This is a genomic window from Paenibacillus sp. FSL K6-2441, assembly GCF_037964765.1.
Taxonomy (GTDB): Bacteria; Bacillota; Bacilli; order Paenibacillales; family Paenibacillaceae; genus Fontibacillus; species Fontibacillus phoenicis.
The window spans coordinates 1,516,801-1,530,277 of record NZ_CP150174.1 but is presented as its reverse complement, the minus strand read 5'-3'; the positions used below and the strand labels follow the sequence as shown (position 1 = coordinate 1,530,277).

General features: G+C 54.9%; 13 protein-coding genes. 6 read left to right on the top strand and 7 right to left on the bottom strand.

The genetic code is table 11. The annotated features are described in order from the left end of the window. Positions 1-16 precede the first annotated feature (16 nt). On the top strand, positions 17-871 hold the full coding sequence (locus NSQ80_RS06645; RefSeq protein WP_009227079.1) for a DegV family protein: 855 nt from the start codon (positions 17-19) through the stop codon (positions 869-871). Between the two features lie 122 nt (positions 872-993). Here the strand turns inward: NSQ80_RS06645 and NSQ80_RS06640 are convergent, their stop codons facing one another. Both NSQ80_RS06640 and NSQ80_RS06635 read right to left on the bottom strand, forming a co-directional pair. Then, positions 994-1,143: a hypothetical protein gene (locus NSQ80_RS06640; protein ID WP_260071496.1), complete on the bottom strand. Its 150-nt coding sequence runs from the start codon at positions 1,141-1,143 to the stop codon at positions 994-996. A gap of 358 nt (positions 1,144-1,501) precedes the next feature. Continuing rightward, the gene (locus NSQ80_RS06635; protein ID WP_339301861.1) at positions 1,502-2,521 is read right to left on the bottom strand and encodes a hypothetical protein; all 1,020 of its coding nucleotides are present in this window, start codon (positions 2,519-2,521) and stop codon (positions 1,502-1,504) included. A 194-nt stretch (positions 2,522-2,715) separates the two neighbouring features. Between NSQ80_RS06635 and yhbH the strand changes: the two genes are divergently transcribed. Further along, positions 2,716-3,885: a sporulation protein YhbH gene (yhbH, locus tag NSQ80_RS06630; protein ID WP_260071995.1), complete on the top strand. Its 1,170-nt coding sequence runs from the start codon at positions 2,716-2,718 to the stop codon at positions 3,883-3,885. Next, positions 3,882-5,321: a SpoVR family protein gene (locus NSQ80_RS06625; RefSeq protein WP_009227139.1), complete on the top strand. Its 1,440-nt coding sequence runs from the start codon at positions 3,882-3,884 to the stop codon at positions 5,319-5,321. Before yhbH ends, NSQ80_RS06625 begins: the two co-directional genes overlap by 4 nt. Positions 5,322-5,333: 12 nt before the next feature. Here NSQ80_RS06625 and NSQ80_RS06620 read toward each other — a convergent pair whose 3' ends face one another. The 3 genes from NSQ80_RS06620 to NSQ80_RS06610 form a co-directional block, all read right to left on the bottom strand. After that, positions 5,334-5,510 (bottom strand): hypothetical protein, encoded by a 177-nt coding sequence (locus NSQ80_RS06620; protein ID WP_009227140.1) that lies wholly within the window; start codon positions 5,508-5,510, stop codon positions 5,334-5,336. A 308-nt stretch (positions 5,511-5,818) separates the two neighbouring features. Next, entirely contained in the window at positions 5,819-6,145 is a 327-nt protein-coding gene (locus tag NSQ80_RS06615) for a hypothetical protein (protein ID WP_009227007.1), read from the bottom strand. A gap of 541 nt (positions 6,146-6,686) precedes the next feature. Continuing rightward, on the bottom strand, positions 6,687-8,582 hold the full coding sequence (locus NSQ80_RS06610) for a PrkA family serine protein kinase (protein WP_009227008.1): 1,896 nt from the start codon (positions 8,580-8,582) through the stop codon (positions 6,687-6,689). A 236-nt stretch (positions 8,583-8,818) separates the two neighbouring features. On the opposite strand from NSQ80_RS06610, the gene NSQ80_RS06605 reads away from it, so the two are divergent. Beyond that, positions 8,819-9,571, top strand: a complete 753-nt coding sequence (locus tag NSQ80_RS06605) for a DUF2161 family putative PD-(D/E)XK-type phosphodiesterase (RefSeq protein WP_339301860.1) — start codon at positions 8,819-8,821, stop codon at positions 9,569-9,571. 116 nt (positions 9,572-9,687) lie between these two features. Here NSQ80_RS06605 and NSQ80_RS06600 read toward each other — a convergent pair whose 3' ends face one another. Together NSQ80_RS06600 and NSQ80_RS06595 are read right to left on the bottom strand one after the other, a co-directional pair. After that, a complete protein-coding gene (locus tag NSQ80_RS06600; protein WP_339301858.1) occupies positions 9,688-9,822 on the bottom strand; it encodes a hypothetical protein in 135 nt (44 codons plus the stop codon). A gap of 43 nt (positions 9,823-9,865) precedes the next feature. Then, on the bottom strand, positions 9,866-11,644 hold the full coding sequence (locus NSQ80_RS06595) for an aminotransferase class I/II-fold pyridoxal phosphate-dependent enzyme (protein ID WP_339301856.1): 1,779 nt from the start codon (positions 11,642-11,644) through the stop codon (positions 9,866-9,868). 165 nt (positions 11,645-11,809) lie between these two features. On the opposite strand from NSQ80_RS06595, the gene NSQ80_RS06590 reads away from it, so the two are divergent. Together NSQ80_RS06590 and NSQ80_RS06585 are read left to right on the top strand one after the other, a co-directional pair. Continuing rightward, positions 11,810-12,220 carry a hypothetical protein gene (locus NSQ80_RS06590; RefSeq protein WP_009227011.1) on the top strand — a complete coding sequence of 137 codons (411 nt, stop codon included), beginning with the start codon at positions 11,810-11,812 and terminating at the stop codon, positions 12,218-12,220. Beyond that, positions 12,217-13,284: a phosphodiester glycosidase family protein gene (locus NSQ80_RS06585; protein ID WP_339301854.1), complete on the top strand. Its 1,068-nt coding sequence runs from the start codon at positions 12,217-12,219 to the stop codon at positions 13,282-13,284. Before NSQ80_RS06590 ends, NSQ80_RS06585 begins: the two co-directional genes overlap by 4 nt. The last annotated feature ends 193 nt before the right edge of the window (positions 13,285-13,477 follow it).

Genomic DNA, 13,477 nt, shown 5'->3' with positions numbered 1-13,477 from the left:
GTTTAGGAGGATTTATATGGGTTCCATTAAAATTTTTGCTGACAGCACTTGTGATCTCCCCGCTGAATGGATTGCGCAGTACGACATCGGCATTGTGCCTCTGTATGTTACGTTTTCGGAACAAACCTACAAGGACGGGATCGATCTGACGGTGCCCGAGCTCTACCGGAAAGTCGATGAGACGGGCAAGCTGCCTAAGACGGCGGCACCGTCACCGGCGGATTTTATCGAAGCGTTTCGTCCCCATATTGAGGAAGGCCGGAGAATTCTCTATATCAGCTTGTCCTCAGAGCTGTCCTCAACTTATCAGAATGCGCTGATTGCCGCAGACGAATTTGCCGAAGGGATGGTGACGGTGTTCGATTCCCTGAATTTATCGACCGGCATCGGTCTGCAGGTGATGAAAGCCGTTAACGCCGCTGCAGAAGGCAAGAGCGTTGAGGAAATCGTTGCCCTGCTGACGGCCGTTCGTCCGCAGGTCGAGACCGAATTTGTCATCGATTCGCTGGATTATCTGTATAAGGGCGGCCGCTGCTCCGGTATGCAGAACATCGTTGGCAGCCTGCTGAAAATCCGGCCCGTCATCAAGGTCGAGAACGGAAAAATGACTCCGGCTTACAAAATCCGCGGCAGCCGGGAAAAAGCGCTGGATCAGCTGTTAAACAATGCGCTTAGCCATCTATCCGAGATGGATAAAGATCTTATCTTCGTGACGCACTCTTTGGCAGATGAGGACGCGAAGGTGCTGAAGGAAGCGTTAGAGGCCAAAACGAACGCCCGCCAGGTTGCGGTGTCCAACGCCGGCTGCGTCATCTCCAGCCACTGCGGCGCCAAAACGATCGGCATTTTATACACGAAGAAGCTCGCCTAGCGGAATATTAAAAAAGGGATGGCCAGAGGGATTCAGTCCTTCTGGCCTTCCCTTTTTGCGTGTGCCCGACAGCAGCTCCCGCAGCAGCTGAAGGTCCCGGGTCAAGGCAACAATCATGTCCTTCAGCTGCGTTTGAGCTCCAGCGCCTTCTCCTGTTCCCCCCTACTCAGGCAGCGTGCGAGCAGCTCCGTTAGTTCCTTGGCCTCCTCCAGCACCGCTTCATGAATTAATGCATGGCTGTCCACGTTTCTTAAAGAGGATCCCGATCTCATGCCTACTCCTCCTTTTGGGGTTGATTTTTATTAGGGTTCACTGTGCATTTCCAATTTATTCCGACCTTGGGGCATAAGAAAAACGTCTATCGACGTACATTCAAAGTAGACAGACCGCGTTTAGCGGAAGTTTTTCTTGCGATATCAGGATGCCAATCCCCGTAGTTTATACTTTCTGATATCTTAAAAAAAACGTCTATCGACGTACATTCAAAGTAGACAGACCGCGTTTAGCGGAAGTTTTTCTTGCGATATCAGGATGCTAATGCCCCGAAGTTTATACTTTCTGATATCTTAAAAAACCGGGACTCCCAGCAACTACGCTGGAAACCCCGGCTATCATCCTGCACTTATCTAGTTATAATAGCTTGCCTCCTACCGATTGCTGGAACTCCTCAATCGCCGGCAGCTGCGGTTCTACACTGCAGACAAGTCCAAACCCTGCGATCACCGATGCCAGCTCGTCCAGCACTCTGGAAGTACGGGCCACAAGCCGCATCGGCATCACTCTATACGTCTCGATCAACCCCAGCAGACCATCCGCAAGGTTCTCGGACGCTTCCGCCTGTTTGGTCAACCCGTAATGCAGGATCTGCCCGGTCTCTTGATCCGCAATCACGTTCATCGTCGGATAAAACGGACGTTCCTCGTCTTCAATGGGCATGGGGATAAAAAAGCTGTCTACCTCCCAGACCCCCGCATCACCGCTGACTGCACGCCTTGCTTTGACCATGCGCAGCTCGTCCACCATGACCGCTCGTCCGGCTGGCTCCAGCGGCCGATCCGCCTGGTCCGGCTTGAGCCATTCGCTGATCCATTCGGTCGTACCCGCACCCTCCCCGGTAACGGGAATCCGCACGAGAAAACGTTCCCCGTTGCCTTCCAATAGAGCATCGGGATCCTCCCGATAGGAAAGACTCACTTCCATCGCTTGTCTGAGGATCTCCGTCAAGAAGACAATATCGTCCCGGTCCGTTATCGGCCAAGGCACGTAACCCGGCTCGTAGAGACGGAAGGACGGCCAGGCAGTTTTGCCGCGAAAGGATAAACCTAACTCCTTCACCCGTTCATATTCCTCCGGGTACAGCTCGTCCCGGCTGCCAAAGGACAGCATATAACAATGCTGCGCAAACAGCGGATCGCCTATGAATTCCCCATTTAACATGTCAAGCACCGTCTGCAGGCCCTCCGTTCCCAAATAAACGGCCATACCAAACACTTCCTTGCCGCTCCCCATCACGCAGCAATATCCGATACGGTGATCCCATGGACTGCGAACCCCAAACAAATGAACGTCCGAAAGCCATTCCCATGGCTTCAGCTTCTTAAATTGATCCGCGGCTTCATATAGCTCCAGCCAAACCTGATTCATCGGCACCAATTCGTGACCCCCTTCGCAAACCTAACCTAATCTAACTGTTATTAGCTTAACGGGAATCTCCGCCTTTTTCCAGCCTTATTGTTTCCAAACCGGCGCAAGCTCCCTCACATATCGCCCCTCTCCGTGAATATACTTTATTTACATCCACAAATATAGCGTTCCGGGAAATCCCGATATGGAGGTGTTCATCTATGCCAACGCCTGATCGATATCACTTTGTCGTCTCCAAAGAGGACTGGTCGCTGCACCGGAAAGGGTATCAGGATCAACAACGTCATCAGGAGAAAGTGAGAGAGGTTATTAAGCAAAATCTGCCAGATCTCATCACCGAAGAAAATATCATCATGTCAGACGGCAAACAGATCATTAAGGTCCCCCTCCGCAATTTGGAAGAGTACCGCTTCATTCATAACTACCAGAAACATAAGCATGTCGGCCAAGGCGACGGGAGCAGCGAGGTAGGAGACGTGCTAGGCCAGGACAGTCCGAAGGACAGCGGAAAAGGCGGGAAAGGCGGCAAGGCCGGCGATCAGCCGGGCTACGATTACGTGGAAGCGGAGATTAGCATCGAAGAGCTGGAGGATATGTTGTTCGCAGAGATGGAACTGCCTTATATCCAGGATAAAGACAAGACAGAAATGGAAACCGAATCCATCCGTTTTAACGATATCCGCAAAAAAGGCCTCATGTCCAACATCGACAAGAAACGCACCATCTTGGAAAACCTGCGCCGTAACGCCACCGCCGGGACCCCCGGCATTCACGGCATATCTCCAGACGATCTCCGCTACAAAACGTGGGAGGAGGTCGTTGTCCCCCACTCCAACGCGGTCATTCTGGCGATGATGGACACATCAGGTTCGATGGGGGCGTTCGAGAAATACTGCGCGCGCAGCTTCTTCTTCTGGATGACCCGGTTCCTGCGGCGGCAGTACGAGAAGGTCGAGATTGTGTTTCTTGCGCATCATACCGAGGCCAAGGAGGTCAGTGAGGAAGAATTTTTCACCCGCGGGGAAAGCGGCGGCACCATCTGCTCTTCGGTATATCAAAAAGCGCTGGAGATCATCGACACCCGTTACCCGCCGTCCAGCTACAACATTTATCCGTTCCACTTCTCCGACGGCGACAACCTGACCTCCGATAATGAGCGCTGCGTCAAGCTGATTGGCGAGCTGATGAAGCGCAGCAACATGTTTGGCTACGGGGAAGTCAACCAGTACAATCGCGGCAGCACCTTGATGTCCGCCTACCGGACGATCAAGCAGGAGAAATTCATGTATTACGTCATTAAGGAAAAAGGCGAGGTTTATAACGCGTTAAAACGGTTCTTCCACAAGCGCGAAGGGGGTGCGGCCAGTTGAGCAGCGAATTAGAACAGCTCGAATACGCCATCGCGGAAATTATGGAAATCGCCGACTCGTTTGGACTTGATTATTATCCGATGCGCTATGAAATTTGCCCCGCCGATATCATATATACGTTTGGCGCTTATGGAATGCCAACCCGGTTTTCGCATTGGAGCTTCGGCAAAATGTTTAACAAGATGAAGATGCAGTACGATTTCGGGTTAAGCAAAATCTACGAGCTCGTCATTAACTCGAACCCGTGTTACGCCTTTTTACTGGAAGGCAATTCGCTGATCCAGAACAAGCTGATCGTCGCTCACGTGCTCGCCCACTGCGATTTCTTTAAAAATAACGTGCGGTTCTCCGCCACCAACCGGGATATGGTGGAGAGCATGGCCGCCACCGCCGAGCGGATTAGACGTTACGAATTGGCCTACGGTGCGGAAACAGTAGAGAGCTTCATCGACGCTGTGCTGGCGATCCAAGAGCACGTCGATCCGCAGTTAATCAAGCCGATGCGTTATGACAAACGGCGGCAAATGGAAGAGAAGCTTCGGCGGGCGAAGGAGGGGCGGCAAGGGCCGGTGAAGACAGGGACTTACGACGATCTTTGGACGCTGGATGAACATCCGGGCGGACGCACCGAGGAAGCCAAAGAGGTCACCGTCCACTTCCCGCCCGAACCGGAGAAGGATATCGTTTGGTTTATCCAGGAATATTCGGAAGTGCTGGAAGATTGGCAACGGGATATTATGAGCATGCTGCGGGAGGAGATGCTGTATTTCTGGCCGCAGATGGAGACGAAAATCATGAACGAGGGGTGGGCTTCGTATTGGCATCAGCGCATCATCCGCGAGCTCGACCTGACCAGTGACGAAACGGTCGAATTCGCCAAGCTGAACGCCTTGGTCGTTCAGCCGTCGCGGCAAAGCCTGAACCCGTATTACCTCGGGCTCAAGATTTTCGAGGACATCGAGCGCCGCTGGGATAACCCGACCGAAGAGGAGCGCCGCCGCTTTGGCCGTGAGCCCGGAAAAGGCCGGGAGAAAATCTTCGAAGTGCGCGAGCTCGATTCGGACATTTCCTTCCTTCGCAGCTATTTAACCAAGGATCTCGTCCGCGATCTGGACTTGTACATTTTCGAGAAGCAAGGTCCAGAGTGGAAAATCACCGACAAATCGTGGGAAAATGTCCGCGACCAGCTGATCGCCTCCCGCGTCAACGGCGGCTCGCCGTACATCGTCGTCCAGGACGGCGACTACCTGCGCTCCGGTGAGCTGTTGCTGAAGCATCAATATGAAGGGATTGAGCTGGACCTCAAGTATCTGGAGCATACGCTACCCTACGTTTACAAGCTGTGGGGCCGCCCCGTGCACCTAGAGACGGTGGTGGAAGAAAAGCGGGCGCTCTTCTCCTATGACGGGCAGAAGCATACTCGGAAGATGCTTTGAGTTACATGACTTTTAAAGCGAAATAGAAATCGCTTTGGCCTTGACCCATCTGGAATGAATGGCCTGCTGGACATCGGAAGGATCCATCGGCGGTCTCTGCCGCAGGCCAATCGCATAACCGGTCCAGAAAGTGCACGCTAGAATCGCGATTGCAACTATGGTTAACATGAGTTGATCACTCTTTGCCAAGGTATCGCCCCCTATTGTTTCTTCTATTAACTAACTAACGTTGTTGATTCCTTGGATGTTTCAATCTGGAAGAAGAGCCGCACGGATCAATTGATCTGGCGGCTCTTGTCTGTTCTGGGGAGCACTTAGGAGCAGCGTGCTGGTGTGTTGAGCCAGACGGAGCAGGTTCTGGTCTGCGAAGCACTTCGCCTTCGTGCATCCATTCTTTCCTGCGGGTTCTTCAGGGGAGCGTGCTGGTCTGCGGAGCTCTTTAGTGCAGCTTCCTTACCTACGGGCTCCACAGGGCAGCATTCTACTTTGCGGATCCATCAGGACAGCAAAGCGATGACCAGCAGTTCGTAGAGAACCAGCGTTAAAATGGTCTCATCGCTGGGACTTAGCCCCCAATAAGGAGCGCCAATGGCACGCTGCCCCCCTTGCCGCGGAACAGCCAAATGCAGTAACCCGCCTTGGCAGCCAACGATTCGACCAACATGCACATGACCTTCCATCGTTTCAATGCGCACCCGCTGATTGATATGCTGCCGGCAGATGTCGTGTACCCGGTCACGAACCGTCCGCAAATGATGGACGTGTTGCGGATCAGCCTGATAAACGATACGATGCTGAGGATAACCCCATGGTTGAACACTCATTCGTTATTCGCCTCCAACGTTTCAAGTTCAAATTATCGTATGCGAATACCCAGTAGGCGGTGAAGCTTGGCGTGGGAATCCGGCTCCTCTTGCCAAATGCCTTCGGGCGGCGGAATAAGTTAGTTAGGAGGTTCGACGCTTGGAGTTCGGAGCTCGGACGGGAATTAGTTGTAAAAACTACTGTTAATTTTGCTCATTTTGCACTTAGGAGAGGATTAGCTGTAAAAAGTAACGTTAATTTTGGCGGTTTCGCGGGTTTGGCGAGTTTGATGCGAAATTAGAGGTACTTTTTCCAGTTAATTTACTCAAATGGCCTTCTCGGCTCGAAATTAACGGTAGAAAATCCAGTTAGTTGGGTGGAGGAGCGCGACGGGCGGGAGGTGAATCCAGTTCGTTGGTGGGGGAACGCGACGTGGAGGGACATGAATCCAAATAAGTTAATGGGAGAGCACGACGTGGTGGGACGTGGAGTGACGTGATGCACACCCAAGCACGCCAAAAAAGGTGGAGGGATCTCCCCCCACCTTACAGCTGCCACGCTTTACCGGTTCAACAAACTGCCGACATAACGCAGCAGCTCGTTGGCGCACACCGGGCAGTAGCCGTGCTCGTCGATCAGCCGCTTGCTGACCTCGTTGATGCGTTTCAGTTGGTTTTCGTCCGGCGTTTTGGTTGAGGTTGTGATTTTGACGATGTCCTTGAGGTCGGCGAACAGCTTCTTCTGGATCGCTTCCCGCAGCCGGTCGTGGTGATTATATTCAAATTTCTTCCCTTTACGCGAATACGCAGAGATGCGGATCAAAATTTCCTCCCGGAACGCCTTCTTCGCGTTTTCCGAGATGCCAATTTGCTCTTCGATCGAACGCATCAACCGCTCATCGGGATCCAGCTCCTCGTCGGTAAGCGGGTCGCGGATTTTCGTCCAGTTGCAGAACGCCTCGATGTTGTCGAGATAGTTCTCGAACAAGGTGCGCGCCGATTCCTCAAACGAGTAAACGAACGCTTTTTGCACTTCTTTCTTGGCAATCTCGTCGTATTCCTTACGGGCAATGCTGATGAAGTTCAGGTAACGCTCGCGTTCCTCCTTCGTGATGGAAGCATGCTGGTCAAGACCATCTTTGATCGCCCGCAAAATATCAAGTGCACCCATGCAATGCAAGTCCTGCTTAATCAGCGCGCTGGAAATCCGGTTGATGACATAACGCGGATCCACGCCGGACATGCCTTCTTCCAGGTACTCGTTTTGCAGCTCCTTCAAATCGGCGTCCTTGTAGCCCTCGACTTCTTCGCCGTCGTAGAGGCGCATTTTTTTCACCAGATCGACGCCTTGCTTCTTCGTCTCCTTTAACCGGGTCAAGATGGAGAAAATCGCTGCGGACCGCAGGGCATGCGGAGCAATATGAACGTGATTCATATCGCTTTGGCCGATCAGCTTGGCGTAAATTTTCTCCTCCTGTGACACCTTGAGATTATAGGGGATCGGCATGACGATCATCCGCGACTGCAGTGCTTCATTTTTCTTGTTGGCAATAAACGCTTTGTACTCCGCTTCGTTGGTGTGCGCGATAATCAGCTCATCCGCCGAGATCAGCGCAAACCGCCCCGCCTTGAAATTCCCTTCCTGGGTCAACGACAAAAGATTCCATAGAAACTTCTCATCGCATTTCAGCATTTCCTGGAACTCCATCAGGCCGCGGTTGGCCTTGTTCAACTCGCCGTCAAAGCGGTAGGCCCGCGGATCGGATTCTGAACCATATTCGGTGATTGTGGAAAAATCGATGCTGCCGGTCAAATCGGCGATATCCTGGGATTTCGGATCCGACGGGCTAAACGTGCCGATGCCAACCCGTTCCTCTTCGGACAAGAGTACCCGCTCGACCCTGACATTCTCGATGTCGCCGCCGTATTCCGTCCTCAGCCTCATCTGGCAAACGGGGCATAAATTGCCCTCAATTCGGACGTTCAGCGTTTTCTCCACCTCCGGCCGGAGCTCATGCGGAACGAGGTGAAGCGGGTCCTCATGCATCGGGCACCCGGCGATGGCGTACACCGCCCCTTTATCGGTCCGGGAAAACTTCTCTAGCCCACGCTTCAACAGCGTCACAATGGTGGACTTGCCCCCGCTGACCGGCCCCATCAGCAGCAAAATCCGCTTGCGTACGTCGAGCCGGCGGGCGGCGGAGTGAAAATACTCCTCGACCAGCTTTTCGATGGCCCGATCGAGCCCGAAGATTTCCTGCTCAAAAAATTTATACCTTTTCCGGCCGTCTTCCTCTTCGATGCCATAGGATTTAATCATTTCATAGACCCGGGCATGGGCGGTCATCGCCGGCGAAGGGTCTTTGGCCAACAGTTCAACATAATCTTTAAATGTGCCGCTCCACGACAAGGAGTCGCTTTCCGCCCGATAAGCCGCTATTCGCTCAAAAATGTCCATGTTAGGTACCTCCTGTACTCCCGCTTTAGGGGTTCTCCCGCGTCCCCATCTTTAGAACTGACGTGACCAGATTATGGAGCATCCACGATAAAAAAGTGTATTACATACCTATGCGCCGGTGAGGGAGAAGTTGACCGTTTTTCCGATGAAAATATTCAGATGGAAAAAGTAGGAATTCGGCTTTGTGATATAATCTTGAACAGGATCATGGGAACGATGAGGAAAAGGGGATCGTCATGGCGGTACAGCATGAGACGGAATTGTACGCTCCGTTGAAGGCTTTTTTTGAGGAGCGAGGGTATGTCATTAAAGGGGAAGTGCGGCATTGCGACTTGGTTGGCGTTCGGCCTGACCGCAACGAGCCGCTGATTGTGGAAATCAAAAAGACGTTTAATCTTCCTCTGCTGCTGCAGGGGTTGGAGCGCCAGCGCCTGAGCCCCGAGGTGTATCTGGCCGTGGAGCGGAACCGCGCCAAAAAGGGGGCGCACAACCAGCGGTGGAACGAAATTACGATGCTTTGCCGCCGGCTGGGACTGGGGTTGATCACGGTAACCCGGTATAAAACGAAACCCGCCTTCGTGGAAGTCCTATGCGAGCCGGGGGACGGAGCCTTATACATGCCGGGGCCGAAGGTGGTTAAACGCCGAGTGGATAAGCTGCTGCACGAGTTCCACGAACGCAGCGGCGACTACAACGTCGGCGGCAGCACCGGCACCAAGCTGGTGACGGCCTACCGCGAACGGGCGCTGCGCGTGGCGCTCGCCATCGAGGAGGGCGGCGGCGAGATGTCGCCCAAGGACGCGCGCGACCGCAGCGGCGTTGGCAGCGCCGCCGCGATCCTACAGCGCGACTACTACGGCTGGTTCCGCCGCGTCGTCCGCGGGCGCTACGCGCTGACGCCGGCCGGCGCGGAAGGGCTGCGCCAGTACGCCCACGTCGTGGACGGGTGGCGGCGGACGGCGGCGACCGCAGAAAAGAAACAGGAGTAGGCACCTTCCCTAGTGGAGGGACCTTAAATAAGCTCAGGACATGTTCCTGAGCTTATTTATTTTGCGCTGGCTCTGGGATGGCAGTCATTTTCAGTCTCGAATCTGCCCGTTTCACTCTAATCCTTATCGCTTGGCTCTTTCGGGTCCGGGATTTGGCTAAGCCCTCTCATGAACAACAGATACACATAGATGGCGAGCCCGATACCGGCAATAAAAAGAACGAATTTACCGATTGCCCACAACGTCTCCATGGTTACTTCTCCTTTGGTAGGATTGGGGTGGTCTGGTTCTGGTTTAGTCCGCAGAGCGCGCCGTGAATTCGGCGAGGGCGGCGGTGAGACGCGCCAGCCCTTCGCGCAGCCGCGCAGGTTCATGCGCGGCGACAGTGAGCCGGATGAAGCGATCATCCGGCTCTTTGGCATAGCACAGCGTCCCCGGCAGGAACGCTGTGCCCTCCAGCAGCGAAGCGCGCAGCAGCGCTTCGCTGGAGACCCCGGCGGGCAGGCGCAACCAGAGGAACAGCCCGCCGCCGGGGTCTTCCACGCAGGCGCCGCGCCAAGCGGGCGCCTGCAGCAGCTCCAGCGCGAGCGCGCGCCGCGCGGCATACGCCGCCGCAGCTTCGGCGGCGGCGGCGCGCCCGCGCCCCGGCGGCTGGGCGAGCCAGGCGTGGAGCCGCCGGGCTCGCTCGGCCACGGCCGCACCCGCGGCGCTGGAGCTGCCAGGCGATGGAACATGGCGCAGCCGTTCCATCGTTTTCGCTTCGCCGCGCAGCCAGGCCAGCGGCAGCTGCGGCGTCAGCGTCCGCTCCAGGGAGCCGAGGCTGAGAATCTCGGCTCCCCACAGTCCCGCTTGCTGGCGCAGCACATATAGCGATGTGGTGGTGTCCGCGCCGGCCCCAGCACCGTCGGCCAAGTACTCAGCCCGGTTCTTTTCCTGGGCTTCTTCACCCTCGAACAGGCTGACTGCCTCGCTCTTGCCATCATCTCCTTCTGCTTTCACTCCACTCGGTTCAGTCCTCGGGTCCACGTCCGGTTCCCCACGTTTGCCTCTGCTCTTGTTGTCCTTCTCACTCCTATTCACCATCTCGTCCTTGTTCCCGGCTTCATTCCAATTGCCCACATCGTCCGCCTGGCTGCTGCGCTCCTGCCTGGCCTCTCTGTCCTCTGTGCTTCTTCTCTCACTCGCCGCACCGATCACTGCTTCCTTCTTTTGCTGACGCTTTGATGCATTATCCTCTAGGATGGATTCCACCTTAGACCCAGCCTTATCCTCGCGTTTGGTCGTCTCCACTACTTGGATATACTCCTGCTTCTGGCTTCCCCGCTCGCCGCCTTCGGGTTGCGGACTTGCCTCTGCAGCGGAACCCCCCATCCGCTTCATCCCGTCTGCCCTTCCTGAGGCAAAAGCCCCCTCCGCGAGCGGCACCAAACACGCCGTATCATCCTCGACGATCGGCAACCCCAACCGCTCGCTGATCTCCAGCAGCGCCAGCTTGCGCTGCCGGCTCCACACCCGGCCGGACGGGTTGGCATAATGCGGCGTCACGTACACGAAAGCTGGCCTCCCCCCGGTCGGCTCACATTTCCGCCGCAGATCGTCCGGCAGCATGCCGTCCCGGTCACAGGCCACCGGGACCGCCCGGATTCCGCGGCGGCGCATCAGCTCCAGCGCCTCCGGCGCGGCCGGCGTCTCGACGAGCACCGTGCCGCCGCCCGGCACCAGCACCCGCAGCAACAGATCAAGCGCCCCGTCGGCGCTTTCAGCCAGCAACCATTGCTGCGGGTCCGTGCGGATGCCTTCGGCCTCTTCATAGGCCTCAGCCAGCCATTCCAGCAAGGCGCCAGCACCGCGGCGCCCTGCCTTCGATCCGCCTTGTCCTTGGCCGTCCGCAGCGGATTCCCATTCCAGCCGCACGCCGCCCCCGTTCCCTTGCAGCCCAGCCAGTGAAATGAGGCGGCCTCCCCGCACCCCGTCTTCGATTTCCCGGGCGAAGACCGGCGGCAGCCGGCGTTTTAGCATTTCCAAGCCCGTGTCCACAAGAACACCCCGCTTCCCATTCGCTTGTATCTGCAATTGTACTGCAGGACAAATTTTCCAGACAACAGGAGCCAACCCCTGCATCGTGCTTGATTTTGACGAAGGATTGCCAAATCTATCATTTTTGCGAACCTCGTGTCGACATGATAGAATGAAAGCTGCACGAAAAGCGCATGAAAATATGTTTAGAGGTGATTTCCCATGCCTTACTCTACGGAACCTGCAACCGTCACCGAACCAAGTCGCAGCAGGAGAACACGGCGGCCTTCCGTAGCCCTGATTATACTGATTTGGATTCTGCTGATCGGTGCCGGCGTCACTGCGGCCTATATGTATAGCAACCATTTGAAGCAGTCGATGATTGACCAGCTGGACGCCAAATGGCAAAGCGAAGCCGAGCAGATGAAAGCCGATTATACAGCCCAGCTCACCGCTTTGTCCGACGAAGTCCAGGAATTGCAAAACAAAGTGCAAACGTTCAACGAATTGCTCGAATTCACCAAGGACAACACCAGCGAAAAAACGGATAACAGTAACAAATTGTTTTCGCAATTAAGCGAGGTCAAGGAGCAGTTGGCCGCGCTTCAGAAAAAGATGGATCTGCTGAAATGATCACGCCAGTTAAACAAATCAACCGTTTTTTCCTGCTGGCTACTGGACCCTTGATTGGATTGCTGATCGCTCTCTTCATCAGCGGGGCCGCGATTGATTGGAACCGGTCACCGCACCCCATCACGCCCGAAGCGGACGTCTTCCAAACCACCGCCTCCATCTCGGAAGGATTAACCAAAGCGGAGAAAGACGCCAAGACGACCATTTCCTCCATCCGAAAGACGGCCGAGCTCTACCAGAAGACCACCCAAACCATGAGCGACATCGTCAAAAATGCCAGAACCGCTTCCGCCAAACCCGAATCCATCTACGATCGGCGGATCACATCCAAGTTAGGCGTACCTTTTGAGACGATTCAAAGCGACCGGATTCGCATCGAGCTCTACAAAGTGAACCCCGGCACGTACCGCGGGTATGCGATGAAGATTCGACTCAAGTCGCCGGATGCCATGAAAATGACGCTGGGCAAAGATCGGCTGGGCGGAGCGGAAACGACTATGCAAGCGGTGCAACGCTACGGCGCGGTTGCCGGCATTAACGCCGGCGGATTTGCCGATTCTCGCGGGCAACGTTACCCCTTGAGCACCACGATCCTCAATGGGCAATATGTGAACGGCTTTGATCCTTCCTATAAGGATTTATTTTTCGTTGGACTTAATCAATCGGGGCAACTGATCGGCGGCAAATTTCAAAACAAAGAGAGCCTGGACAAGCTGAAACCGAAGTTCGGCGCATCTTTTGTCCCGATTCTGCTGCAAAATGGAGTCAAGCTCCCGATCCCGGACAAATGGAAGACATCCCCGCTGCGAGCGCCGCGTACGGTGATCGGAAATTACAAGGATGATCAGCTGCTGGTGCTGGTCGTCGATGGCGATAACGAAAAGGGCCGTTCCGGCGCAACGCTGGAAGAACTGCAAGACAAGCTGGCAAACCTGGGCGTACAGGACGCCTACAACCTGGACGGCGGAGGCTCCTCCTCCCTGGTTGTCAATGGCCGGGTGATCAACCACCCGTCCGACGGTACACTTCGTCCTGTGCCAACGCATTTCTTGTTTTTTAAATGAGTCGCTACCAACCGTCTTCCTCCGATAACAACTCGTCTATGAAATCCATCACATTTTGATTTATTTTTGGACGATAGCCGGGTATAATAGGGGAAGGAGTACAACGTGGAGGTGTTCGGCTTGTCATTCTCTTTAACATTCTGGATTATTGCACTCGTTATGGCGATGTTTTTGTGCGGGATTTTGACTGCAT

Coding starts and splice junctions, on each gene's coding strand:
- NSQ80_RS06645 (WP_009227079.1), top strand. CDS start 17: ATGGGTTCCATTAAAATTTTTGCTGACAGCACTTGTGATCTCCCCGCT.
- NSQ80_RS06640 (WP_260071496.1), bottom strand. CDS start 1,143: ATGAGATCGGGATCCTCTTTAAGAAACGTGGACAGCCATGCATTAATT.
- yhbH (WP_260071995.1), top strand. CDS start 2,716: ATGCCAACGCCTGATCGATATCACTTTGTCGTCTCCAAAGAGGACTGG.
- NSQ80_RS06615 (WP_009227007.1), bottom strand. CDS start 6,145: ATGAGTGTTCAACCATGGGGTTATCCTCAGCATCGTATCGTTTATCAG.
- NSQ80_RS06610 (WP_009227008.1), bottom strand. CDS start 8,582: ATGGACATTTTTGAGCGAATAGCGGCTTATCGGGCGGAAAGCGACTCC.
- NSQ80_RS06605 (WP_339301860.1), top strand. CDS start 8,819: ATGGCGGTACAGCATGAGACGGAATTGTACGCTCCGTTGAAGGCTTTT.
- NSQ80_RS06600 (WP_339301858.1), bottom strand. CDS start 9,822: ATGGAGACGTTGTGGGCAATCGGTAAATTCGTTCTTTTTATTGCCGGT.
- NSQ80_RS06590 (WP_009227011.1), top strand. CDS start 11,810: ATGCCTTACTCTACGGAACCTGCAACCGTCACCGAACCAAGTCGCAGC.
- NSQ80_RS06585 (WP_339301854.1), top strand. CDS start 12,217: ATGATCACGCCAGTTAAACAAATCAACCGTTTTTTCCTGCTGGCTACT.